Source organism: Micromonospora pallida, assembly GCF_900090325.1.
GTDB lineage: Bacteria > Actinomycetota > Actinomycetes > Mycobacteriales > Micromonosporaceae > Micromonospora > Micromonospora pallida.
Genome location: NZ_FMHW01000002.1, coordinates 1,632,257 through 1,655,167, shown reverse-complemented (window position 1 = coordinate 1,655,167; position 22,911 = coordinate 1,632,257). Strand labels below are relative to the sequence as shown.

The window sequence follows — 22,911 nt, the reverse complement described above, 5'->3', positions numbered from 1 at the left end:
ACCGAACCCCGAGAGGACGACGATGACCGGCCGCACCCCGACCGTGGCCCGTGTCGAGGCGGTGCCCGTCGCTGGGCACGACAGCATGCTGCTCAACCTCAGCGGCGCGCACGGCCCCTTCTTCACCCGCAACGTCGCCATCGTCACCGACAGCGAAGGTCGCGTCGGCGTCGGCGAGGTCCCCGGGGGCGAAGCGATCCGGCGCACGATCTCCGACGCCGAGGCGTTGCTGGTCGGGCAGCCGGTCGGGCAGTTCCGGCGACTGCTGCGCCAGGTCACCGACACGTTCGCCGACCGCGACGCGGGCGGACGCGGGTCGCAGACCTTCGACCAGCGGACGACGATCCATGCGGTGACGGCGCTGGAGTCGGCGCTGCTGGACCTGCTCGGTCAGCACCTCGGCGTGCCCGTCGCGGAGCTGCTCGGCGACGGCCAGCAGCGCGACAGCGTCCCGATGCTCGGGTACCTCTTCTACGTCGGCGACCGCCGGTCCACCGACCTGCCCTACCTGGCCGAGCCGGAACCGGCCGACGACTGGGAGCGGTTGCGCCGCGAACCGGCACTCACCCCCGACGCGATCGTGGCGCTCGCGGAGGCGGCACAGGCCCGTTACGGGTTCACCGACTTCAAACTCAAGGGCGGCGTGCTGGCCGGCGAGCAGGAGGTCGCCGCGGTGCGCGCCCTCGCCGAGCGGTTCCCGGACGCGCGCATCACGCTCGACCCGAACGGCGGTTGGCTGCTGGCCGAGGCCGTCGAACTCTGCCGCGACCTGCACGGGGTGCTCGCGTACGCGGAGGACCCGGTCGGCGCCGAGGGCGGGTTCTCCGGACGCGAGGTCATGGCGGAGTTCCGGCGGGCCACCGGGCTGCGTACGGCCACCAACATGATCGCCACCGACTGGCGCCAGATGGCCCACGCCGTCCGGTCGAACGCGGTCGACATCCCGCTCGCGGATCCGCACTTCTGGACGATGCGCGGCTCCGTCCGGGTCGCCCAGCTGTGCCACGACTTCGGCCTCACCTGGGGTTCGCACTCGAACAACCACTTCGACATCTCGCTGGCGATGTTCACCCACGTGGGCGCCGCCGCCCCGGGCGAGATCACCGCCCTCGACACACACTGGATCTGGCAGGACGGGCAGGCGCTCACCCGTACGCCGCTGCGGATCCGGGACGGCCGGATCGCCGTCCCCACCGCGCCCGGACTGGGGGTCGAGCTCGATCGCGACGCCCTGGCAGCGGCGCACGAGCTGTACCTGGAGCACGGCCTGGGCACCCGCGACGACGCCGCCGCGATGCAGTACCTGGTGCCCGGCTGGGCGTTCGACCCCAAGCGACCGTGCCTGGTCCGCTGACCATCACCACTGGAAAGAGAGCCATGACCACCACCAGCGTGCCCGTCGCGGCCCCCGCCGTCCTCGACCGGATCGAGTCGGTGACCCTCTCGTCGATCACCCTGCCGCTGCCCACCGGGATCAGCGACGCGAAGGTGCTCACCGGCCGGCAGCGGCCGATGACGGAAGTGGCGTTCCTCTTCGCCGAGGTCCGTACCGAGGCGGGATTCGAGGGAGTCGGCTTCGGTTACTCGAAGCGGGCCGGTGGGCCGGCGCAGTTCGCGCACGCCCGGGAGGTGGCACCGGACCTGATCGGGGAGGATCCCAGCGACATCGGCCGGTTGTGGACCAAGCTCGTCTGGTCGGGTGCCTCAGTCGGGCGCAGCGGTGCCGCCACCCAGGCGCTCGCCGCGATCGACGTGGCGTTGTGGGACCTGAAGGCGAAGCGCGCCGGGCTGCCGCTGGCGAAGCTGCTCGGCGCGCACCGCGACTCGGTGCGCTGCTACAACACCTCCGGTGGCTTCCTGCACGAGTCGATCGCGCAGGTCATGGAGAACGCGACCCGCACCCTGGAGTCGGGGGTCGGCGGCATCAAGATCAAGGTCGGACAGCCGGACTCGGCGGAGGACCTGCGGCGGGTCCGCGCCCTCCGCGAACACATCGGCGACGCCGTCCCGCTGATGGTCGACGCGAACCAGCAGTGGGACCGGCCGACCGCCATGCGGGTCGGCCGCGCGCTCGAGGAGTTCGGCCTCGTCTGGATCGAGGAACCGCTGGACGCCTACGACGCCGAGGGACACGCACAGCTCGCCCGGTCGCTGGACACCGCGATCGCCACCGGCGAGATGCTGACCAGCGTCGCCGAGCACTACGAGCTGATCCGGACCGGTGCGGTGGACATCCTCCAGCCGGACGCGCCCCGCATCGGCGGCATCACCCAGTTCCTCAAGCTCGCCACGCTGGCGGACCACAGCAACCTGCAACTGGCGCCGCACTTCGCGATGGAGATCCACGTGCACCTGGCGGCCGCCTACCCGCACGAGCCCTGGGTGGAGCACTTCGACTGGCTGCACCCGCTGTTCAACGAGCGTCTGGAGACCCACGGAGGTCGCATGTACCTCTCGGGCCGCCCCGGACTGGGCATCACGCTCAGCGAGCAGGCCCGCGCCTGGACCGTCGATCGCGTCCACGTCGACGCGTCCCGCTGAACCACACCCTGGAGGTAGTCCCCATGCCCGACGTCGTCAGCATCGACCCCCGGACCGGCCAGGCCGTCGAGGTCGTCGCCCAGGAGACCACCACCGCGGAGGTGGACCGGCTCTGCGCGGCGGCGCTCGCCGCGACCCCCGGTCTGGAAGCGCTCGGCCGGGCCGGACGGGCGGCGCTGCTGCGCGCCCTCGCCGACGCGCTGGAGGACCGGCGGGAGGACGTCGTCGGGGTCGCCGACCGCGAGACGGCGCTCGGACAGGTACGGCTCAACGGCGAGCTCACCCGCACCTGCTACCAGCTACGCCTGTTCGCCGAGGTCCTCGACGAGGGCAGCTACCTCGAGGCGACCATCGACCACGCCGGGGACACCCCGATGGGGCCCCGACCCGACCTGCGCCGGATGCTCCTCCCGATCGGCCCGGTGGCGGTGTTCGGCGCCAGCAACTTCCCGCTGGCCTTCTCCGTGCCCGGCGGCGACACCGCCTCGGCGCTGGCGGCCGGCTGCCCGGTCGTCGTCAAGGCGCACGGGTCGCACCCGGCGACGTCGCAGCTGGTCTTCGACATCCTCGCCGCGGCGGCGGACAAGGCCGGCGCTCCGGCAGGAACGCTGGGCCTCGTGCACGGCGTCCAGGGCGGCGCCGACCTCGTCGCGCATCCGGCGGTCCGGGCCGTGGGCTTCACCGGCTCGGTCACCGGCGGACGCGCCCTGCTCCGGATCATCGAGCAGCGCCCCGACCCGGTGCCGTTCTTCGGCGAGCTCAGCAGCCTCAACCCGGTCGTCGTCACACCACAGGCCGCCGTGGAGCGCGGGCCCGCGATCGGCGCCGAACTCGTCGGCTCCTTCACCCTCGGCGGCGGCCAGTTCTGCACCAAGCCCGGCCTGGTGTTCGTGCCGAGCGGCGCCGACGGTGACACGGTGGTCGAGGCCATGACCGAGGCGGTACGCGGAACCCAGGCTCCGGTGCTGCTCAACGAGGGCATCGCCACCGCGTACGACCGCGTCTCCGGGGGCCTCGCGGACGCCCCGGGCGTCGAGGTGCTGGCCCACGGTGCGGAACCGGAGGAGAACGGCTTCCGGGTCGCGCCGCTGCTGCTGACGACCTCGGCCCGGGACCTGCCGGAGCAGGTCACCGAGGAGTGCTTCGGGCCGGTGTCGATCGTGGCCCGCTACCACGGTGCGGCCGAACTGCTCGCGGCGCTGGACGCGATGCCCTCGTCGCTGACCGGGACCGTGCTGCGGGGCCGGGACGAGACCGAGCTGCCGCTCGCCGTCTCCGCGCAGCTACGCCCACGGGCCGGCCGACTGATCTACGACGCCTACCCCACGGGTGTCGCCGTCTCCTGGGCCCAGCACCACGGCGGGCCGTGGCCGTCGACCAACTCGCAGCACACGTCCGTCGGCACCACCGCGATTCGGCGGTTCCTGCGCCCGGTCACCTGGCAGGGGGCACCCGTCGACCTGCTCCCGCAGGAACTCACCGACGACTACCGCGGCATCCCGCGGCGCGTCGACGGCGTCCTGGAGCTGCCCCGTTGACCGCAGATCTCATCGGCCGGCTTCGGCAGGTGGTCGGTCCGCACGGCGTGATCGGCGACCGGGACGGGATGGCCGGCTATCTCACCGACTGGCGCAACGCGTACCGGGGAACGGCCGCGGCGGTCGTGCGGCCGGGCGACACCGACGAGGTGGCCCGCGTCGTCGCGCTCTGCCACGGGGCCGGCGTCGCGGTGGTGCCTCAGGGCGGCAACACCGGCCTCTGCGGCGGTGCGGTCCCGGACTCGTCCGGCCGTCAGGTGGTGCTCTCCCTGACCCGCCTGCGACGCATCCGCGACCTCGACCTCGCCAACCAGACCATCACGGTGGAGGCCGGGACGGTCCTGCGGACGGTGCAGGAGGCCGCGGCGGCCGCCGGCCAGCTCTTCCCGCTGTCCCTGGGCGCCGAGGGAAGCTGCACTATCGGCGGCAACCTCGCGACCAACGCCGGCGGGACCGCCGTGCTCCGCTACGGCACGATGCGCGACCTGACCCTGGGGCTGGAGGTCGTGCTCCCCGACGGGCGGATCTGGCACGGGCTGCGCGGGCTGCGCAAGGACAACACCGGGTACGACCTGAAGCAGCTGTTCATCGGCGCGGAGGGCACGCTGGGGGTCATCACCGCCGCCGTGCTGAAGCTCTTCCCCGCCGTACGGAGCCGCGCGACGGCGTGGCTGGCGTTGCCGTCCCCACAGGCGGCGGTCGACCTGATCGGCGTCCTCCGGGACCTGGCCGGCGACCGGCTGACCGGCTTCGAGGTCATGTCCCGGCAGAGCGTGGAGTTCGTGCTCCGCCACGCGACGGGCGCGCGCGACCCGTTCGACGAGCGCCACCCCTGGTACGCGCTGGTGGAGCTGTGCGATTCGTTGCCGCTCGCCGGTCTCGACGCGGTGCTCGAGTCGGCACTGGGCGAGGCGTTCGAGCGGGACCTGGTGGTGGACGCGGTCGTCGCCGCCAGCCCGGCGCAGGCCACCGCCCTGTGGGCGCTGCGCGAAGGCATCTCGGAGGCGCAGAACCACGAGGGCCCCAGCCTGAAGCACGACGTCACGGTGCCGGTCAGTCGCATCGCGGCGTTCGTGGCCGGCACCGACCGGGCGCTCAGCGAGGCTCTTCCGGGCATCCGGATCGTCACGTACGGCCACGTCGGCGACGGCAACCTGCACTACAACCTCAGCAAGCCGGTGGGCGGTGACGACGCGGAGTTCCGCGTGCGAGCCGCTGACCTCGCCCGGGTCATCTACGACTCGACGTACGGGTTCGGCGGCAGCATCAGCGCCGAGCACGGGATCGGGCAGTCGAAGCGGGAAAGCCTCGCCGACTACAAGGACAGCCTGGATCTGCAGCTGATGCGCGGGCTGAAGCAGGTGTTCGACCCACACGGGCTGATGAACCCCGGCAAGATATTGCCGGGGTGACTTCGCCCCGGTCAGCCACGCCGACGGGCGTGGACGCCGCAGCCGGCGTCCAGGCCGTGCCGGGGCGGGAGGTCCCCGGCCACCGCCGGCGCCGGGGGAAACCTTCACGACCAGCGCCGAACCCGTAGACAAACTTCAATATCTGGCCCTATCGTCACCACATCGATATTCATCGAACTTTGCCGATGGGAGATCCGATGCGACTCCAGCGATGGGCGAGCGTATCCCTGGCCCTGGTCGTCCTCCAGGCCGCCGTCCTCGGCGCGGCCCCGGCCGCCCAGGCGGCGCCCGACCCGTCCTCGGACCCCGGGACGGGCAACGTCATCCTCAGCACCGACTACGGGCCGGCGGCCTGGGTGCCGGCCAGCCCGAGCAACTACACCGTGGCCAGCCGGCCCACCAGCCAACGCATCACCCACGTCGTCATCCACGTGACCCAGGGCTCGTACGCCGGCTCCATCAGCTGGTTCCAGAACCCGGCCTCCCAGGTCAGCGCACACTACACGTTCCGCTCCTCGGACGGCGCGGTCACCCAGTCCGTCCGGGAGAAGGACATCGCCTGGCACGCCGGCAACTGGACCTACAACACCCAGTCGATCGGCATCGAACACGAGGGCTGGGTCGACAACCCGGCGTGGTTCACCGACGCCATGTACCGGGCGTCCGCCGCGCTCACCCGGAACCTCGCCAACAAGTACGGCATCCCCAAGACCCGCAGCAACATCATCGCGCACAAGGAGGTTCCCGGAGCCACCCACACCGACCCCGGCCCGCACTGGAACTGGACCTACTACATGCAGTTGGTCAACGGCGTCACCGGCATCGGTTCCGGGACCGTGCACAGCGGCACCGCCGTGCTCAACGTGCGCTCCGGCCCCGGCACCGGTTACGCCGTCGTCGGCTCCGTGAGCGGTGGCTCCAGCGTCAGCGTCTACTGCCAGGCCACCGGCACCTCGGTCACCGGCCCCTACGGCACCTCCACGATCTGGAACCGGATCGGCACCAACCGCTACATCTCCGACGCGTACGTGAACACCGGGTACAGCGGTTACATCCCGAACGTGCCGCGCTGCTAGACCCCGACCTCGGCCATCCGGTCCGCCGCCGTACGCGGGCCGGATGGCCGCTGTCCCGTGCGGCACGCCTCAGGCGGCCACCGCACCGTCACTCCGCCGGGGCGGCCGGCGCGCCTTCCGGTTCACGGGTCTCCAATTCGCGGGTCTCCGGCTCCGGGTCCGCCGGGCGTTTGCTGTCGAGGTGGTCGCGGGCGTACCGGTAGGCCACCGCGACGAGCGCCGCGACCGGCACCGCGAGGAAGGCGCCGGTGATCCCGGCGAGGCTGCTGCCGGCGGCCACGGCGAGGATGACCACCGCCGGGTGCAGGCTCAGGCCGCGCCCCTGCAGGAGCGGTTGCAGCACGTTGCCCTCCACCTGCTGCACCGCCACCACGATGGCGAGGATGATCAACGCGGTGGTCGGACCGTCGTGGACCAGCGCGACGAGCACGGCGAACGCCCCCGCCACGAACGCCCCGATGATGGGCACGAAGGCGGCGAAGAAGGTGAGCACCGCCAGCGGCAGCACCAGCGGCACCCCGAAGACCCACAGGCCGATGCCGATGAAGAAGGCGTCGATGAAGCCGACCAGGGCCTGCTGCCGGATGAACTCCGACAGCGCCCGCCAGCTCCGCTCGGACAACTGCGCGACGTGCACCCCGGCGCGGGGGCCGGTCTGCGCCGCCAGCCACGGCACCCAGCGTGGGCCGTCCTTGAGGAAGAAGAAGCACAGCACCAGGGCCAGCACGGCGTTGACCACCCCGGACCCCACGGAGGTGGCCCAGGTCAGCACGTAGCCGGCGATATTCTGGGCGTTGGACTGCAATGCGTTGAAGACGTTGTCGATCGTCTCGCCGATCTGGTCCTCGCCGAGGTTGAGCGGCGGTCCGGTGAGCCACCGGCGGACCTGCTCGAGCCCGGCCGTCGCCTGGTCGGTGAGGTCGCCGATCTGGCCGACCACCGGCGGCACCATGAGCAGGCCGAGCGCCACCAGCAGGGCGAGAAAGGTCAGCAGAACCGTCGCCGCGGCCAGCGCCGGCGGCCACCGGTGGGCCCGCAGGAACCGTACGGACGGCCAGAGCACCGTGGTGAGCAGCAGGCCGAGCACCACCGGGAACAGGATGACCCAGAGCCGGCCCAGCAGGTAGCCGATGCCGACCAGCGCGGCGGCGATGACGAGCAGTTGTCCCGCGACGATCGCCACGCGCCGGATCGCGGCCCGGACCAGCCAGCCACGCCCGGGTGGTCGGATCGGTGCGGGTACTGCCGTCGGGGTGGCCGTCGCCAACTCCCGCGCGTCGTCGTCTGCCTGGGTCACGTCTGCCTCCGCCGTGTGTCGCCCTGCCGAACCCTAGTCGGGACGGGCAACCACGCCGACGGCGGTTCGCCCCTCGTCGGGCACTGCGACCGTCGCGGCGTCGGTGGCGTGGGCATCGGGGCCGGCATCGGGTAGGCAAGGGCACATGACGGCGACGATGCTGGTGACCGGGCCGAAGCTGGTGGTCGCGCTGGTGGTGCTGACCGCCGTCGCGGCGGTCGTGGTGACGCTGGGCCGGCTCGGCCACGGCCGGCAGATCGTCGTGGCCGCCGGTCGCGCCGCACTCCAACTGACGGCGGTGTCCCTACTCATCGTCGTCATCGTCGAGTCGGCCGCCGCGACGGCCGGTTTCGTCCTGCTCATGTGGGCGGTGGCGGCGGCCACCTCCGGCCGGCGGATCACCGGCGGCCGGTGGGCCTGGTGGGCCGCGCTGCCCATCGGGGCTGGGAGCCTGCCGGTGGTGGCGGCGCTGCTCGCGTCCGGCCTGCTCCCTGCACGCGGCATCGCGGTCGTCCCGGTGGCCGGCATCCTGATCGGCGGGGCGATGACCGCCACCTCGCTGGCCGGCCGCCGCGCCCTCGACGAGCTGACCAGCCGCCGGGGCGAGGTGGAGGCCGGGCTCGCGCTGGGCCTGCTGCCCCGGGACGCGACGCTGCTGGTGTGCCGCCCGGCGGCCGGGCAGGCGCTGGTCCCGGCCCTGGACCAGACCCGCACGGTGGGGCTGGTGACCCTGCCGGGGGCGTTCGTCGGGGTGCTGCTGGGCGGCGCCGATCCGCTCACCGCCGGCGTCACGCAGTTGTTCGTCCTGATCGGCCTGCTGGCGGTGGAGGCGGTCGCCGTGGTCGTCACGATGGAGTTGGTCGCCCGAGACCAGCTCCGGCCGGCCTGACCGCCGACGCTGGTCGACGCGGCAGCCGTACGCCGGCACGCGGGGGCGGCCACGGAAGGCCCGGCGGCTGAGAGCACTGCCGGTCGGGCGACCTCAACCGCCCGGCAGTCCGGCGTTGATCCGCTGGACGCAGGCACGGACGGCATCCAGCAGTGCCCGGCGTTCGCCCGGCGGAACGCCGTCGAGCATCCGGTCCTCGATCTCGTCGGCGATGCGGTCGCAGCGTTCGACGACCTCACGTCCCCGGGCGGTCAGGCTGATCTCGAGGACCCGCTGGTTGTCGCCGGACGGGCTGCGGCTGATCAGGCCGTCGGCGTGCAGGGAGGAGAGCACCTGGATCATGGCCTGCGGGGTGACGTAGGCACGACGGGCGAGCTGGGCGTTGCTCAGTCCACTGCGGGCGCGCAGCACGGTCAGGGTGGCGTACTGATGCGGGGAGAGGCCGAGCGGTTTCAGGCCCTGTTGCAGCTCCCGGGTGATGCCCCGGTCCAGGCGACCGATGGCGTACAGCAGCCGGAGACCCGGTGGCGGGGCGTTGTCGTCGGGTTGCACGGGATCGGCCTGCGACACGCTGGCAGGGTACAGCGGCAGGACGCGGGGCGGACGCCGGCCCGCGCCCCGCCGCCCGCTCATCGCGCCGCCACCGCCGCCACGACGACGATCGCCTGTGGAGTCACCCCGAAGCGGTACAGCAGATCGGCGGCGTGCTGCTGCTCGGCGAGGAACTCCTCGTCCACCGCGTGGACGCCCCAGTGTCGACCGGTCAGGGCCGGACCCCACACCTGCGCGGTACCGCCCCGACTGCTGCGGGAGAGGAGTTCGGCGACCTCGTCGAGGTGGGTCGCCCCCCACTCCTCGGCCGCGACCACCGCGTCCACGAAGGCGGTGGCCTCGGCGGGATGGTCCCGTACCCAGGCACCGTTACCGAAGAACACCGACCGGTTCCGAACGAGTTCCTCGGTGGCGGCGACGACCCGGACCTCGGTGAGATCGGCGAGCTGACGGTAGGCGGGATCGACGACGAGCCAACTGTCGGTACCGGCCCCCAGGAAGTCCCGGCCCTGCGCAGTGGCCGGGACGTCGACGACGGTCACGTCGTCCCAGGCCAGACCGGCCCGGTCGACAGCGACCGCGAGCGCGTGCGTCTGCCAGGAGCCCACAGTGAAGGCGATGCTCCGCCCGCGCAGGTCCGCCAGGGTGCGGATCGGCGACTCCCGGGGCACCACGATGCCCCCGGGGTCCGGGTGCGGCTCAGAGACCGCCAGGTAGACGACGTCGAGCTGCTCGGCCTGGGCGACGATCGGCGGGGTGGTACCCGTCGCGCCCACGTCGATGGCACCCTCGACGAGCAGACCGGTGGTGCGGCGTCCGTCGTCGTAGCGGACGAACCGCACCTCCCCGGCGACCCGGCGCAGCGGCTCCTGGAGTTCCTCGACGTGACCGAGGATCCAGGTGGCGAGGTTGTTGGGATGGGTGCCGATGGTGATGCTCACGAGGTGGCCTCCGTGGTGTGCGGGCTGAGGTGTCGGTCCGAGCCGGCCAGCGGCCCGGCGTCGATCCAGTCGGCGATCGAGAAGTCGCGGGCGACCACCCCGTGCCGGAGCAGGAACCGTTTCTGCTCCTCAAGGTGATCGATCCACTCGGGACGAAGTTCGGGCGTCAACGAGCGCGCCAGGTCGGCGCCGTACGCCCGGCGGACGGCGTCGAGGGTGGACCCGGTCTCGGCGGCGACGATTCGCGCGGTCCGCTCCGGGTTCGCGGCCGCCCAGCGAGCCGCGTCGCGCAGGGCGGCGACGTACCGGGCCACCGTCTCCGGATGCCGGAGCAGGAGTTCCTCGCTGACGGTCAGCGTGCGGGGGGTGCCGTTGTTGACCTGCGCCCGGGGGTCCGGGACGGCGGACAGGTCGACGACCACCCGCAGGTCAGCGTCGGCCAGCACGTCGGCGCCGGGTGCGCCCTTGACGTACGCCACGTCACCGAGGCCGGCGCGCAGCGCGGCCACGGTGGCCCCGTAGAAGCCCTCGGCGCCGACGTCGGTGGTACGCGGAAGCGGCGCGGGCGCGTCGACGAGCCGTACGTCACGCAGACTCCGTCCGGTCAGGCGGAGGGCGGCGTCGAATCCGCGCAGCGCCATGGCGCGGAAGAAGTCCACCCGCTCCCCGCCGTGGGTGGGCAGGACGAGCCGGCGCCCCACCAGGTCCCCGGGCTCGTGGATGCCGCTGTCCCGGCGGGTCACCACGGTTTGCATTTCCGGCACCCAGGTGAGCCCGATCAGGCGGGTGCGCTCGCCGCGGGACCGGGCCCAGAGCGCGGGGACGTTCCCGCCCTCCCGGAACAGCGCCGGCAGCCGGTGGTCGAAGTGCGCCTCGGTGGCCCCGGAGCGGTGCAGCGGCGCGACGGTCAGCCCCGCCGCGGTCAGGTGTCCGACGTCGATCGCCACGCCGGAGGCGGTGGGGACCGGGCACCGGGTGTACCAGACGGTGGTCGGTTCGTCGGTCAACGGAGTTCCTCCCCATCCGCCGCCGAACGGGCCAGTCGGCTCAGGAAGCTGCGGGTACGGTCGTGGCGGGGCGCGTCGAGCACCGACCGGGCCGGCCCGAGTTCGACGATCCGCCCGTCGTCGACGAAGGCGACCCGGTCGGCGACGGCCCGGGCGAACCCCAGCTCGTGGGTGACGATGAGCATGGTCATGCCCTGCTGGGCCAGCCGCTGGATGGCCTCGAGCACCTCGGCGACGAGTTCCGGGTCGAGCGCGCTGGTCGGCTCGTCGAAGAGCATGACCTTCGGGCGCATCGCCAGCGCCCGCGCGATCGCGACTCGCTGTTGCTGCCCGCCGGAGAGCTGGCGCGGGTAGCTGTCCTCGCGGCCGGCGAGTCCGACCTGCGCCAGCAGGTCGCGCGCCTCCGCCGTGGCCTGTCTGTGGGACAGACCACGGACCGCGACCGGGGCCTCGACGACGTTGTCCAGGGCGGTGAGGTTGGGGAACAGGTTGAAGCTCTGGAACACCATGCCGATCTGGGCGCGCTGGTGGCGGATACGCCGCTCGGGCAGGGCCCGGAGCTGACGTCCGTGCCCGCGGTAGCCGACGAGTTCGCCGTCGACCTCCACGAATCCCGCGTCGGGTGCCTCCAGATGGTTCACGCAGCGCAGCAGGGTGCTCTTGCCAGAGCCGGAGGCGCCGATCAGACAGAGCACCTCGCCGCGGGCGACGTCGAGGTCCACGCCGCGCAGGACGCGGTTCCCGCCGTAGCTCTTGTGCAGGTCGACCACCCGGACCATGGGACGTTGCGTCACGACTTCCTCCAGAGGGGCAGGAGGGCGGACAGGCGGCGCAGCGGCGTCGGTGGCAGACTGCGCTGCGCGCCCCGCGCGAAGTGGCGTTCCACGTAGTACTGCGCCACCGACAGCAGCGAGGTCACCACCAGGTACCAGGCGGTGGCCACGGCCAGCAGCGGAACGACCTCGTAGGTACGGTTGTAGATGTACTGGACGGAGTACAGGAGATCGTTCACGGCGATCACGCTGACCATCGAGGTGCCCTTCAGCGTGCCGATGAGCAGGTTGCCGGTGGCCGGCACGATGCTGCGCATCGCCTGCGGGAGCACCACCCGGCGGAAGATCCGTGACCGGCGCAGGCCGAGCGCCACCCCGGCCTCGAGCTGCCCGTGGTCCACGGCGAGGATGCCGCCCCGGACGATCTCGCCGGCGTGCGCGGCCTCGTGCAGGGTGAGTCCGAGCATCGCCGCGGTGGTGGCGCTGACCAGTTCGGTGGAGTTCGCGGAGAAGAGGGTCGGCCCGCCGGGCACGCCGAGCGACAGCGTCGGGTACAGGTAGCCGATGTTGAACCAGAACAGCAGTTGCACCAGCACCGGCACGGACCGGAAGAACCACACGTACGCCCAGCCGATCGCGGCCAGCACCGGATTGCTGGACAGCCGCATCGCGGCCACCACGATGCCACCGAGAAAGCCCAGCCCGGTCACGGCCGCGGTGAGCCACAGCGTCAGCCACAACCCGCGCAGCACCTGCTCGGACAGGAAGTACTCCCCGGCGACGTGCCAGTCCATGGCGGGGTTGCGGGCCAGCGAGTGCACCCCGGCGCCGAAGAGCGCCAACGCGACCAGCCCGGCCACCCAGCGCCACGGATGCGGCCGGCCGGTCAACACCGGGGTGTCGGCGCGGGGACCGTCCACAGTGGGGCCGGGCCCGCGGTCGAGGGAGACGTCGACGGCGCTCATGCCGTACCCCCGTTCGGGGCCACGGTGACCAGGCAGGTGACCCGAGCCGTGCAGACGAGCGTTCCCGTGTCGTCGGTGATGACCACCTCGTAGCTCGCCACCCGCCGGCCACGGCGCAGCGCGACGGCGACCGCGGTGACATGCCCGTCGCGGACCGCCCGGTGATGGGTGGCGTTGAGTTCCAGCCCCACGGCGGTTCCGCCCAGGTCGGCGGCGTGCAGGCTCGCGCCCAGGGACGCGGTCGACTCGGCCAGCATGCACGACGCGCCGCCGGCCAGGAGCCCGGCGGGCTGCCGGTTGCCCTCGACCGGCATCCGGGTGGTGACCCGGTCCGGACTCGCCGACAGCACTTCGATGCCGAGCCGGTCCCGCAGCAGCGGTTCGGCTCCGACCTGTGCTGGACTCACCACGTCTCCGTTCCTCGTTCTCGGGCCAGTTCCGCGACGGCGTCGACCACGAGCCGCCGCTCCTGGGCGGTGGTGAACGGGCCGTGGGACAGCCGCACGCCGTCGGTCTCGGCGATCTCGCGGGTGGCGATCCGCCGGGCGCCCAACGCGGCCACCACCCGTGCCGCGTCGACGTCCGGCAGCCGGATGGTCACCAGTCCGGCTTCGGCACCCAGGCCCAGCACCTCGACCTGCGGAATCCCGGCCAGCTCCCGCCGCAGCTCGGCGGCGCCCGCGACGACGGCGGCCGGGAAGCGCTGCGTACCGTGCCGCTCCCGCCACCCCAGCGCGGCCCGCAGACCCTCCCAGAGCACCGGCGACGGCATACCCGGACCGAACGCGGCGGCCGGCAATCCGGCGCTGCCGTGGGCGACGACCAGCGCGCCGACACCCTCCGGGCCGAGCAGCCACTTCTGTCCGGGGAAGGCGTAGTAGTCGGCGCCGAGCACGCGGACGTCGACCCGGATCGCCCCGACGGCCTGCGCCCCGTCGACGAGGACCGCTGCCCGGTGTCGCCGGGCCGCCGCCACGATCTCCGGTACCGGGAGCACGAGCCCAGCGCCGTAGGTGACATGCGAGACGACGACCAGCCGCGCCCCGCCGGCCAGTTCCCGGCTCAGGTTCGCCCCGATCTCCTCGGGCGTCGCGCCGGGCACCACCACGACGGTCGCATGGTGGCGGCCGGCGACGTCCCGTACCGCCCGCAGCACGTCCGGGTGCTCGAGCACGGTGACCAGGACCCGGTCCCCGGCCGCCCAGGGCTGCGCCGCCAGGACGCGGGTGACCCCGTCGGTGGTGCCGGTGGTCGGCACGATCTCGTCGGCGTCGGCGCCCACGAGCCGGGCCAGCAGGTCGCGGGTCTCGGCGAGGTGTTCGGCGAAGCGGGCGAACCGCCGCCCCGAGGCCCGCCCCAGGGTGAGGTCGGCGTCCAGCGCGGTGACCATCGCGTCCCGGACCGGCGTCGGCAGCGGACCGGCGGTGCCCGTGTTGAGGTAGACCAGGCGGTCCACGGCGGGCAGGTCGGCGCGGACCGCGACCAGGTCGAGGGTTCCGCTCGCGGGGTGACCGTCGGAAGGGTCGTCGTACCCGCTCATCGTGGTCGCTCCCCCGGGTGCCGGCGGTTCGCCGCGTGCAGGACCTCGCCGGCCGCGTCGATCGCCTCCGCGAACGACGGGGCCGCGCCGCCGATCCGCAGCCGGCGCAGCCAGGCGTGCGTGGCGGCGAGCGCGTCCGGCTGGTATCCGGCGATCTGCCGGGCGACGTCGACGGCGGTGGCGCGTTCCTCGCCGAGCGGCACGAGACGGGCGGCCAGGCCGGCGGCGACCGCTTCCGGTCCGGACAGCCAGCGTCCGCCGAGCAGCAGGTCCGCCGCCAGTTGCGGGCCGCCCCGGGTGTGCAGCAGCCAACCGCCCAGCAGCCCCGGCAGCCCGGCACCGAGTTCCGGCATGCCCAGCCGCGCCTCCGGTCCGACCAGCAGCAGGTCACAGTGCAACGCGAGCTGCAACGACGCGCCGGCCGCGATGCCGTGGACGACGGCCACCGTCGGCCGCGGGTAGTCGCTCAACGTCCGTTGCAGGCGCACCATGGTCCGTTGCTGGACGTCCCGCTCCGGTGGGGTCTGGGCCGCCAGTTCCCGGATGTCGATGCCGGCGCCGAAGGCGCGGTCTCCCGCGCCGGCGAGCACCACCACCCGGGCCGCCTGCTCCGTCGCCAGTCCGTCGAGGGCGTCGACGAGTGCCGTGGCCAGTTGTCGCGAGATCGCGTTGAGCCGGTGCGGACGGGCCATCTCCAGCACCACGACGCCGCCGTCGAGATCCTGCCGGTGCAGCACCGTGGCTTCGTCGGCGGTCATGCCACAGCCTCCTTGGTGGTGTGGCCGAGGACCTCGCCGGTGTGCTCGCCGGTACGCGGGATCTGGCGGGGCAGCAGGTCGTCCGCCCAGCCCGGGAAGCGCAGCGGCGGACGGACCACCTGGATCGGGCTGCTGTCGACATCCCGCGCGTCCACCACGAACGCGGAGGTGCCGTCGCCGACGACCTCCCGGTAGGTGCGGATGCGGCCGGCGGTCAGCCCAGCGGCGGCGAACAGGTCCAGCCAGTACCCGACCGGCCGGGTCCGGAGCACCTCGGCGAGCGCCGCCGAGAGGGCCTCCCGGTTCGCCACCCGCGCGCCGACGTCGTGGAAACGCGGGTCGTCGATCCACTCGCGGCGGTCGAGGAGTTCGCAGAGGCGGGTCCAGTGCTGGGGTAGGTGGGCCGAGAGGACCAACGCGCCGTCGGCTGCCGGGAACACGTCTGCCGGGGCGGCGTAGGGGGCCTGATTACCGACCCGTTCCGGCTCCTGCCGCGAGTCCAGGTACTCGGCCAACGGCTGGGCCTGCAGGTGGACCGCGACGTCGAGCATCGACACCGTCACCTCCCGCAGGTGGCCACCCCGTTCCCGGCCGAGCAGGGCGCTGACCACCCCGAGCGCGAGCACGTACCCCGAGGCCGCGTCGATGATGGGCACCCCCGTCTTGACGGGTGGCCCGTCCGCCTCCCCGGTGACCGCCATGAGTCCCGACTCGGCCTGCATCACGATGTCGACCCCGCCCCGGTCCCGGTCCGGGCCCGACTCGCCGAACGCCGACAGCCGTGCCACCACCAGCCGGGGATTACGGGCGCGCAGCACGTCCGCGCCGAGTCCGAGGCGCTCCAGCACCCCGGGGCGGAACGACGACAGCACGGCGTCGGCTCCGTCGCACAGCCGCAGCGCCGCCGCATGCCCGGCGGGGTCCTTCAGGTCGAGCGCCACCGAACGCTTGTGGACGTTGTAGGCCGCGAACGACGGCGCGGTCAGGCCCCGGGCGACGCGCCGCGACCGCGCGTTGCGCATGGGGTCGCCGGTGACGTCCTCCACCTTGATCACGTCGGCGCCCATCGCGGCGAGCAGGTCCCCGGCGCACGGGCCGGCGATCAGTCGGGTGAAGTCGATGATCCGGTGGCCCGCGAGCGGGCCGGACAGGTCGGTGCTCACCCGTTGAACCCCGTGCCCTGCGCACCGATGTTCACGCCGGGGTCGAGCCGGTTGGACGACAGGCCCCAGCGGTCGAACGCCTCGGCGTAGTAGCCGTCCTCGTGCAGCTTCCGCAACGCGCCCAGGACGGCGTCGCGTAGCCCCTCGTCGCCCTTGCGTACGGTCCAGCCGAGCACCAGCGTGCCCGCCTCCGGCAGCGCGACCGAGTCGACCGCCTTGCCCTGGGACTTGTCCCAGACCACGTTGAAGTCGCTGCCCACGTACGTGTCGATCCGTCCCGAGGCCAGCGCCAACTGCATGGAGGGGATGTCCTCGAAGCTGGACACCTCCGGCTCCGGACGGCCCGCCTTCTGGCACACGTCCCGCAGGGTCGGCAGCACCGAGAACGAGCCCTTGACCTCGCCGAACCGCCGACCGCACACGTCGGCGGCGGAGGTGAGGCCGGCCGGGTTGCCCACCTTGACCATCAGCACGTTGCGGGAGAGCAGGATGTCGACGAAGTCGTACTTCTCCTGTCGGGCCTTGGTGTCGCCGTTGGTGGACGTGGTCAGGTCGATCCGCTTGGAGTCCAGGGCCAGGAGCTGGGCCGCGGTGCTCGGGTAGTTCTCCGACTGGAACCGGACCCCGAGCAGTTGCTCGACCGCCGCCACCAGGTCGGCGTTGAGGCCCTTCACCTCGGTGGAGGACCCACCCGGAAAGTTGATCGGCGGCAGTCCGACGCTGGTGGCGGTACGCACCACCCCGGAACTGCGCAGACGCTCGGGGAGCAGCGCCCGCAGCGTCTCGTCGGCGGTGAAGGTGGGCTTCAGTTGGGCTTGGGCGGAGAGGTCGGTCACTCCGCTCGGGGACTCGCTCGTGCCGGCCGCGGGTTCGGCGGCGCCGGGGGTGCAGGCGGTCAGTCCGATCAGGGCGGCAGCGGCGAATCCGGCGGCCAGCCGGCGGAGCGCCGGCGCCGTGAGGGGGTAGGAGCGCATGGGGCGGTCTCTCTCACTGGGGCGAGAACGGAAGCGTGGCGACCGGCGACATCAAGCGCCTTGATACTCAACCACGACCGCCACCGTAGGCTGCTTTTCCTATAGGGTCAATAGGAAATTAGCGGAGACGCAGCTCACAGCCCTGGTGTGACGTGTCTGGCGCCCCGCACCGGTGCCGGTGTCGTCAGCCGCGCCGGTCCCGCCGCCGGCCGGACGCCACGCCGGCCGGGCCGGGCCCGGTCCGCCGGGGCACCGGCGTCACCGGCAGCGACCAGTGCGCCGGACGACCGACCGACGCCGACACCCTCGTGCGGTGGTCGCCCCGGGCGGCGTCGAGCTGGGCGCGGGTGAGGAAGAGCGCTCCGCGCAGATCCGCGCCACGCAGGTCGGCACCACGTAGGTCGGCCCCGGTCAGGTCGGCCAGGTGCAGGTCCGCGTCGCGCAGGTCCGCGCCGATCAGGTACGCCCCCCGCAGGTTCGCCGCCCGCAGGTCCACCCGGCGCAGGTCGGCCCCGACGAGGTCCGCTCCCCGGCGGTCGAGCCCGGCCCGGCCGTCCCGGGACCGGACCCGCTCGGCGGCGCGGGACAGCACCGGGTTGACCTCGCCACGCAGCGCGTCCACGTCCAGCGCACGCAGCTCGTCCGGGCTGCCCCGGGTCAGGGCCCGTAGCGCGTCCCCGGCCCGGTTCAGTTCCTCGTCCAGCGGCGCGCCGGGACGCAGCGCGGCCGCCTCGGTGACGTACCAGAGCAGCTCGTGCAGGGCCCGCATGACCGGGAAGACCGCCCGCATCGGCTCGACCAGCTCGGGATGGCCACGCCAGTCCCGGCCGCCGAAGGTGACCTGGGCGACCTGCTGCCCCGCCCCGAAGCAGTCGAAGACCGTGCAGCCGGGAAAGCCCCGTTCGCGGAGTCGGTCGTGGATGCCGCAGCGGAAGTCGTCACCGAGGTTCGGGCACGGCGTACCGGCCGGCTTGTCGATGGCGAAGTCCGCCGAGGCGGCGAAGGCCGGCACCACGCAGCAGATCCCGAAGCAGCGGCCGCAGTCGGCCCGCAGGTCGGCGGGCTGGGGCGCGGACATCGAGTTCCTCTCTCCGGGCACGCGGCAAGCCTAGTCCGAGCGCCGGGCGCGGCCCCGCCGGTCAGCGGCCAGTCAGCGCGCGCAGCAGGATCCGGATGGCGTCGCGCAGGTCGGCCCGGTTCGCCTCGGTGCCCGGGGTCGGTGCGCTCAGGCTGCCCGAGCCGACCAGGCGGTCGAAGAGCAGCCCGTCGACGAAGGCGACGAACTGGTCGCCCTGCCGGTGTGGGTCGGTGGCCCCGGCCCGGGCGAGCAGACCTCTGGCCTGCTCCCGCAGGGGCGTGCCGTGCACGAGGATCCGGCGCAGCTCGTGGTGGTGGGTCGCCTCCAGCTGACAGGCGTACCGGGCCAGGACCCGGGCGCGGCCGGTGGTGAGCCAGGTGTCGAGCACGGTGGCGATGCCGGCGGCGAGCCGGTCGAGGTCGGCCGGGGTGAGCGGGGGCAGCGGGCCGGCGGGCGGCGGGCCGACCGGCAGCAGGCCGGCGTCGAGGTCGGTGCGGCTCAAGTCGATGAGGCGCTCCACCACCGCCTCCACCAGGGCCCGGCGGGTCCGCAGGTACGCCGAGGTGGTGCCGGTCGGCACCTCGGCGCGGGCGTCGACCGCGCGGTGCGTCAGCCCCCGCATTCCCTGTTCGGCGATCAACCCGATGGCCGCGTCCGCCAGCAGCTCCACCCGTTTTGCCCGACTTGCCACCCTGCTCCCCCACCGGTCGTTCGTCGCCGTAGTATGAACTTCTACACCTGTAGAAGGGCGGGGGTATGGGCGGGCGGCACGCGGTGGTGGCATCGGGGACCTCGCCGCAGCGTTCGGCCTGCCCCGCGCCGGTGTGACCCGCCGGCCACCACCGCCCGGCGGAGGGGACCGGGCGGCGGTGGCCGGCGTCAGACCGATGCCTGCCGGACGGAACCCGGCCAACCCGATGCCCGGCCGATGTCCGGGCTGGTGCTGTTTCCGCCATTCCATACCAAGAGTCGGGTTGGCCGGCGCTACCCTCACCCTGACTGGTACGTGACGAGATCTCACCAGCCGCTCGCCGCGACTGACGGGGGTACGGGGCATGCGCGGTCCGCTCTGGCGCCGGCGCCTGTGGAGTCCACGGATCTCGTTGGCGAAGCTGGCCCGCACGGTAGAAACCCGGGTCAGTAGCGAGGAGCAGCACTGGCAGCGCGTCCGCGCCGACGGTCTGCCGACCCGCTCCCGCAGGTGGCCCCGGCACCGCTGGTGGAGCGCGCTGGCCGCGATCGTCATGCTCGTCGTCGCCGTCTGCCTCGTCGTCCAGGTCCTCGACCCCCTCTACCAACTGCTCTTTCCGGCCGAGGGACGCCGGTGGCTCAGCGAGCGCCTGCCGACCCTCTGGACTCCCTGCGCCGGGGAACGGCGGGCGCCCTGCACCACTCTCACCCGGTTCTTCCAGCCGCTCGTCGCCGCCGCGCTCGGTCTGGCCCTGTTCTACGTGCTGAACAAGCGACGAGTCCACCGCTGGTACAACCAGCGGGCCCAGGCGTCGGCCACCGCTCTGGTGGCGACCGCCGACCCCAGCGTCGACCGGGTCGTCGGCCGCGACGAGCTCTGCGAGGTGCTCATCGAACGGATCCGGGACCCGCAGGTGCGCTGCCCTGTCGTGCTCGTCGGTGGGGTGGGCACCGGGAAGACCGCCATCGTCGTCGAGTTGACCCGACAGCTCGCGCGCCGCGGAATCGTGCCGGTGCCGGTGCGGATGCGCGACGCCCGGCTCGCCGCAGAACTCGCCTTCGAGGAACTCGCCAGACAGCGGTTCCAGGAACTGGTGGACGCCAAGCTGTTCAGCGACGGTTCCGGAATGCGGATCTGGCGGCACCTGCGGATGAGCAACCGGATCGCGGTACTCGCCGACGGACTGCACGAGCCGTTCGGACGGGACGAGGAACAGAGCGAGGAGAACGTCCTGCGGGAGGCGATCAGCCAGGCCGCCGAGGCACGGCTACCGCTGATCGTGACCTCCCGCCCGTACGACCCGTTACGTGGCATGCGGGCGATCCTGGTCGGGTTGGAGCCGCTCGGCGAGGGAGCCGCTCTGGAGCACGGGCTCGACGGCACGGCGGAGGTGATGCGCTCCTCCTGGGCGGGGATCGCCGCGCTGGTCAAGGCAGCGGACGTGACCGACTCCCCGTTCTTCCTGACCGTCATCCGCGCCCTGCACCGGTGCGACCGGTTGCCGCAGTTGTCCCGGACCGAGACCGGCGGGGTGGTACGGCCCATGGACCGGTACGAAGCCCGGTGGCGGTTGCTCGACGCCTGGCGGGCCGCCCTGCTCGACGGCACCCTCAAACGGGACGTCAGCCGGGGCCGCGACGACCGGGCAGCCACCCTGGAGGTGCTGTCCGCCTTCGCGTGCCTCGCCCTGGTACGCGGGACCAGCCACCTCGAATACCAGGACATGACGCGGTACCACTGCGCAGAGCAGTGGGCGATCCTGGAGACGCTGCACGACCGACTCGGCGACCGCATCCGGTCCAACGCCCTGGACCACATCACGCACGCCTTCGTCGAAGGCGCGGAGTGGTCGATCGTGGACGTCCGCCGGACCGAGGCCCAGTTCCTGCACGGCGTCGTCCAGGCATACCTGGGCATGCGGTACCTCACCGACCCGAAACTGCTGGACCGGTTGCTGGGCCGCCTGATCACGTCACGACGCAACCCGGAGGCGCTGATCGCGTTGACCCTTCTCTCCCGACACCTGGCCGCCGGGCGGAGCGAACGACCGCCCCTGACCGAGCGTCTCCCGATCACCCAGCGCCAGGAGCCGGTCGCCCGGCTGGTGCGGCACCTGCGGGAGAAGGCGAACTCGGAGCAGGACCTCTGCTGGCGCTTCGAGTTGTACGCCACGGCAGTGGAGATCGACACCAGTGCCCGCCGGCCGGTGCACGCCGACCTGGTCCGGGAGATCGAAGAACGGTGGGAGGGTACTGGCGCGGGGTACGTTCCCAACCGGCCGGCCAACCAGGCCAGGCTCCAGCTCGTCCGCCGGATCGGGGACGCCGCGCGACTGATCGTCGACCGGTCACGGACGCCCCGGCCGGAACGGGGTGGCCGGGCCGACGACGTCGATCTCGAACCCGACTACGCTGCCTTCTTCCGACTGGCCAGCCGGGAGGGCTCGTACCGGGTCCGGCTCGCCGCGGCCCGGGAGATCGGCCTGGGTGGCCGGACGGCGGTGCGTTGCCTGCGCGAGGTGGGCGGCGTCGGGCCCCGTGAGATGGGGCGCAGTGCCACCGCCGACCGCCGGGCGGAACATCTCGCGTACTGGGAGCAGCAGTTGCGGGGCTGGATTCTGCCGTTGCTCTACCAGTCCGCCCACCAGGACACCGACGAGACTCCGCTCGGGCCGACCACGGAGATCACGCAGGTGGGAGGCGATCTGCGGGAGTGGCTACGCGCACTGGAGGCGTACCACCCCGCTCGCCCGGAGAGCCATGTCCCGATCACCTCGGAAATCGCGTTGGCCCAGGGTTTCCGGCTGGCCGCGAACATCCGCCGTCCCCTGGTCGGTCGCACCCCGTCCCACCGCAGCTTCCTCGTCGAGAAGGCGGAGCGGGCATTGGCCCACTCCCGATTCTGGTACAGCCAACTGGTGCTGCTCCAGGCGCTCACGCTCTTCTCCCTGCCATTCGACCCGGCCGAGCCGCTGCCCCGCCGGGAACCCGGCGCGAACCCGTACGGCCTGGTGCGGCACTGGTTGCGGATCGCCGGCCAGGCGGTGCGGGGACGGACGCCGGGTCGGACGCACCCCTTCCTGACGGAGGCCGGTCGACTCTGCGTGCGCGCCCTGCTCAGCCGCCGTCCGGAACGGTACTGCTGGGTCGACGAACGGGAGACCTCCAGCCGGGTCGGATCGAGCAGCAAGGTGGCGGAGGTCCGCCGGGAACAGTCCCTGTGGATTCCCGACTCGAGCGGCTGGAGTGTCCTCACCCCGCACGCCCAGCGCCTGCTGGCCGACGTCATGCTGCTGCTGAACCTCGCCGACCGGGGGGACCTGCTCATCGACCGGGAGGACCGGCTGACCCGCGCGGACCGCGCCGATCTGCCGCCCTGCCTGACCAACGACCGCCGCCCACTGCGCCCCGACCGCACGTTGGCGACCTCGGAGTCCTGCTCTCCGGGGGCCACCTGTCTGGACGACTGCCCGTTCCGGCTCTGCCCCCTGCCGGCCGAAGGTGAACCGCAGCCGCACGAGCTGGACCAGAACTTCTGTGCGCGGCAGGCGGACCTCACCTCACCGTGGTACCTGCTCAGCGCGCGGGCGCCCTGGCAGAACGTGTCCCGCTCGCAGCTACGTCAGTTCTGGCGGCACATGTCCCAACGGCAGCTACCGGAGTGGCGCCGCTGACGGTCTGGACGGTGTGTACCGCCAGTGATCCGCTATAAGTGAT

General features: G+C 72.8%; 20 protein-coding genes. 7 read left to right on the top strand and 13 right to left on the bottom strand.

Annotated elements, in window-relative coordinates:
- Nucleotides 1–22: 22 nt before the first annotated feature.
- The 5 genes from GA0074692_RS07320 (at nucleotide 23) to GA0074692_RS07300 (ending at nucleotide 6,567) form a co-directional block, all read left to right on the top strand.
- A complete protein-coding gene (locus tag GA0074692_RS07320; RefSeq protein WP_091640698.1) occupies nucleotides 23–1,354 on the top strand; it encodes an enolase C-terminal domain-like protein in 1,332 nt (443 codons plus the stop codon).
- A gap of 23 nt (nucleotides 1,355–1,377) precedes the next feature.
- On the top strand, nucleotides 1,378–2,541 hold the full coding sequence (locus GA0074692_RS07315; protein ID WP_091640696.1) for an L-talarate/galactarate dehydratase: 1,164 nt from the start codon (nucleotides 1,378–1,380) through the stop codon (nucleotides 2,539–2,541).
- A gap of 23 nt (nucleotides 2,542–2,564) precedes the next feature.
- On the top strand, nucleotides 2,565–4,079 hold the full coding sequence (locus tag GA0074692_RS07310) for an aldehyde dehydrogenase (NADP(+)) (RefSeq protein ID WP_091640694.1): 1,515 nt from the start codon (nucleotides 2,565–2,567) through the stop codon (nucleotides 4,077–4,079).
- Entirely contained in the window at nucleotides 4,076–5,491 is a 1,416-nt protein-coding gene (locus GA0074692_RS07305; RefSeq protein WP_091640691.1) for an FAD-binding oxidoreductase, read from the top strand. The genes GA0074692_RS07310 and GA0074692_RS07305 overlap by 4 nt, the downstream gene beginning before the upstream one ends.
- A gap of 197 nt (nucleotides 5,492–5,688) precedes the next feature.
- Nucleotides 5,689–6,567 carry a peptidoglycan recognition protein family protein gene (locus GA0074692_RS07300; protein ID WP_245730213.1) on the top strand — a complete coding sequence of 293 codons (879 nt, stop codon included), beginning with the start codon at nucleotides 5,689–5,691 and terminating at the stop codon, nucleotides 6,565–6,567.
- 88 nt (nucleotides 6,568–6,655) lie between these two features.
- Here GA0074692_RS07300 and GA0074692_RS07295 read toward each other — a convergent pair whose 3' ends face one another.
- Complete coding sequence (locus GA0074692_RS07295; protein WP_176738342.1) at nucleotides 6,656–7,864, bottom strand: AI-2E family transporter; 1,209 nt, start codon at nucleotides 7,862–7,864, stop codon at nucleotides 6,656–6,658.
- Between the two features lie 145 nt (nucleotides 7,865–8,009).
- Here GA0074692_RS07295 and GA0074692_RS07290 point away from each other — a divergent pair, with 145 nt between their 5' ends.
- Complete coding sequence (locus tag GA0074692_RS07290) at nucleotides 8,010–8,753, top strand: ABC transporter permease (RefSeq protein WP_091640686.1); 744 nt, start codon at nucleotides 8,010–8,012, stop codon at nucleotides 8,751–8,753.
- Nucleotides 8,754–8,846: 93 nt separating this feature from the next.
- On the opposite strand, the gene GA0074692_RS07285 is transcribed toward GA0074692_RS07290, so the two are convergent.
- The 12 genes from GA0074692_RS07285 to GA0074692_RS07230 all read right to left on the bottom strand — a co-directional run bounded on the left by GA0074692_RS07285 (nucleotide 8,847) and on the right by GA0074692_RS07230 (nucleotide 19,195).
- Complete coding sequence (locus GA0074692_RS07285) at nucleotides 8,847–9,323, bottom strand: MarR family winged helix-turn-helix transcriptional regulator (protein WP_176738341.1); 477 nt, start codon at nucleotides 9,321–9,323, stop codon at nucleotides 8,847–8,849.
- 59 nt (nucleotides 9,324–9,382) lie between these two features.
- A complete protein-coding gene (locus tag GA0074692_RS07280) occupies nucleotides 9,383–10,246 on the bottom strand; it encodes an ABC transporter substrate-binding protein (protein ID WP_176738340.1) in 864 nt (287 codons plus the stop codon).
- On the bottom strand, nucleotides 10,243–11,253 hold the full coding sequence (locus GA0074692_RS07275) for an ABC transporter substrate-binding protein (RefSeq protein ID WP_091640678.1): 1,011 nt from the start codon (nucleotides 11,251–11,253) through the stop codon (nucleotides 10,243–10,245). Before GA0074692_RS07275 ends, GA0074692_RS07280 begins: the two co-directional genes overlap by 4 nt.
- Nucleotides 11,250–12,047 (bottom strand): amino acid ABC transporter ATP-binding protein, encoded by a 798-nt coding sequence (locus GA0074692_RS07270; protein ID WP_425413326.1) that lies wholly within the window; start codon nucleotides 12,045–12,047, stop codon nucleotides 11,250–11,252. Before GA0074692_RS07270 ends, GA0074692_RS07275 begins: the two co-directional genes overlap by 4 nt.
- The gene (locus tag GA0074692_RS07265; RefSeq protein ID WP_091640673.1) at nucleotides 12,044–12,991 is read right to left on the bottom strand and encodes an amino acid ABC transporter permease; all 948 of its coding nucleotides are present in this window, start codon (nucleotides 12,989–12,991) and stop codon (nucleotides 12,044–12,046) included. The genes GA0074692_RS07270 and GA0074692_RS07265 overlap by 4 nt, the downstream gene beginning before the upstream one ends.
- Complete coding sequence (locus tag GA0074692_RS07260) at nucleotides 12,988–13,398, bottom strand: PaaI family thioesterase (RefSeq protein ID WP_245730212.1); 411 nt, start codon at nucleotides 13,396–13,398, stop codon at nucleotides 12,988–12,990. Before GA0074692_RS07260 ends, GA0074692_RS07265 begins: the two co-directional genes overlap by 4 nt.
- Nucleotides 13,395–14,531, bottom strand: coding sequence for an aminotransferase class V-fold PLP-dependent enzyme (locus tag GA0074692_RS07255; RefSeq protein ID WP_091640667.1), 1,137 nt, complete (start codon nucleotides 14,529–14,531; stop codon nucleotides 13,395–13,397). The genes GA0074692_RS07260 and GA0074692_RS07255 overlap by 4 nt, the downstream gene beginning before the upstream one ends.
- On the bottom strand, nucleotides 14,528–15,289 hold the full coding sequence (locus GA0074692_RS07250) for an enoyl-CoA hydratase/isomerase family protein (RefSeq protein ID WP_091640665.1): 762 nt from the start codon (nucleotides 15,287–15,289) through the stop codon (nucleotides 14,528–14,530). The genes GA0074692_RS07255 and GA0074692_RS07250 overlap by 4 nt, the downstream gene beginning before the upstream one ends.
- Nucleotides 15,286–16,452, bottom strand: a complete 1,167-nt coding sequence (locus GA0074692_RS07245) for a CaiB/BaiF CoA transferase family protein (RefSeq protein ID WP_176738339.1) — start codon at nucleotides 16,450–16,452, stop codon at nucleotides 15,286–15,288. The genes GA0074692_RS07250 and GA0074692_RS07245 overlap by 4 nt, the downstream gene beginning before the upstream one ends.
- Entirely contained in the window at nucleotides 16,449–17,426 is a 978-nt protein-coding gene (locus tag GA0074692_RS07240) for a transporter substrate-binding domain-containing protein (protein ID WP_091640660.1), read from the bottom strand. Before GA0074692_RS07240 ends, GA0074692_RS07245 begins: the two co-directional genes overlap by 4 nt.
- A 184-nt stretch (nucleotides 17,427–17,610) precedes the next feature.
- A complete protein-coding gene (locus GA0074692_RS07235; RefSeq protein WP_091640657.1) occupies nucleotides 17,611–18,504 on the bottom strand; it encodes a pentapeptide repeat-containing protein in 894 nt (297 codons plus the stop codon).
- Between the two features lie 61 nt (nucleotides 18,505–18,565).
- A complete protein-coding gene (locus GA0074692_RS07230; protein WP_245730211.1) occupies nucleotides 18,566–19,195 on the bottom strand; it encodes a TetR/AcrR family transcriptional regulator in 630 nt (209 codons plus the stop codon).
- A gap of 364 nt (nucleotides 19,196–19,559) precedes the next feature.
- Between GA0074692_RS07230 and GA0074692_RS07225 the strand changes: the two genes are divergently transcribed.
- The gene (locus GA0074692_RS07225) at nucleotides 19,560–22,868 is read left to right on the top strand and encodes a hypothetical protein (RefSeq protein ID WP_141725189.1); all 3,309 of its coding nucleotides are present in this window, start codon (nucleotides 19,560–19,562) and stop codon (nucleotides 22,866–22,868) included.
- Nucleotides 22,869–22,911 lie beyond the last annotated feature (43 nt).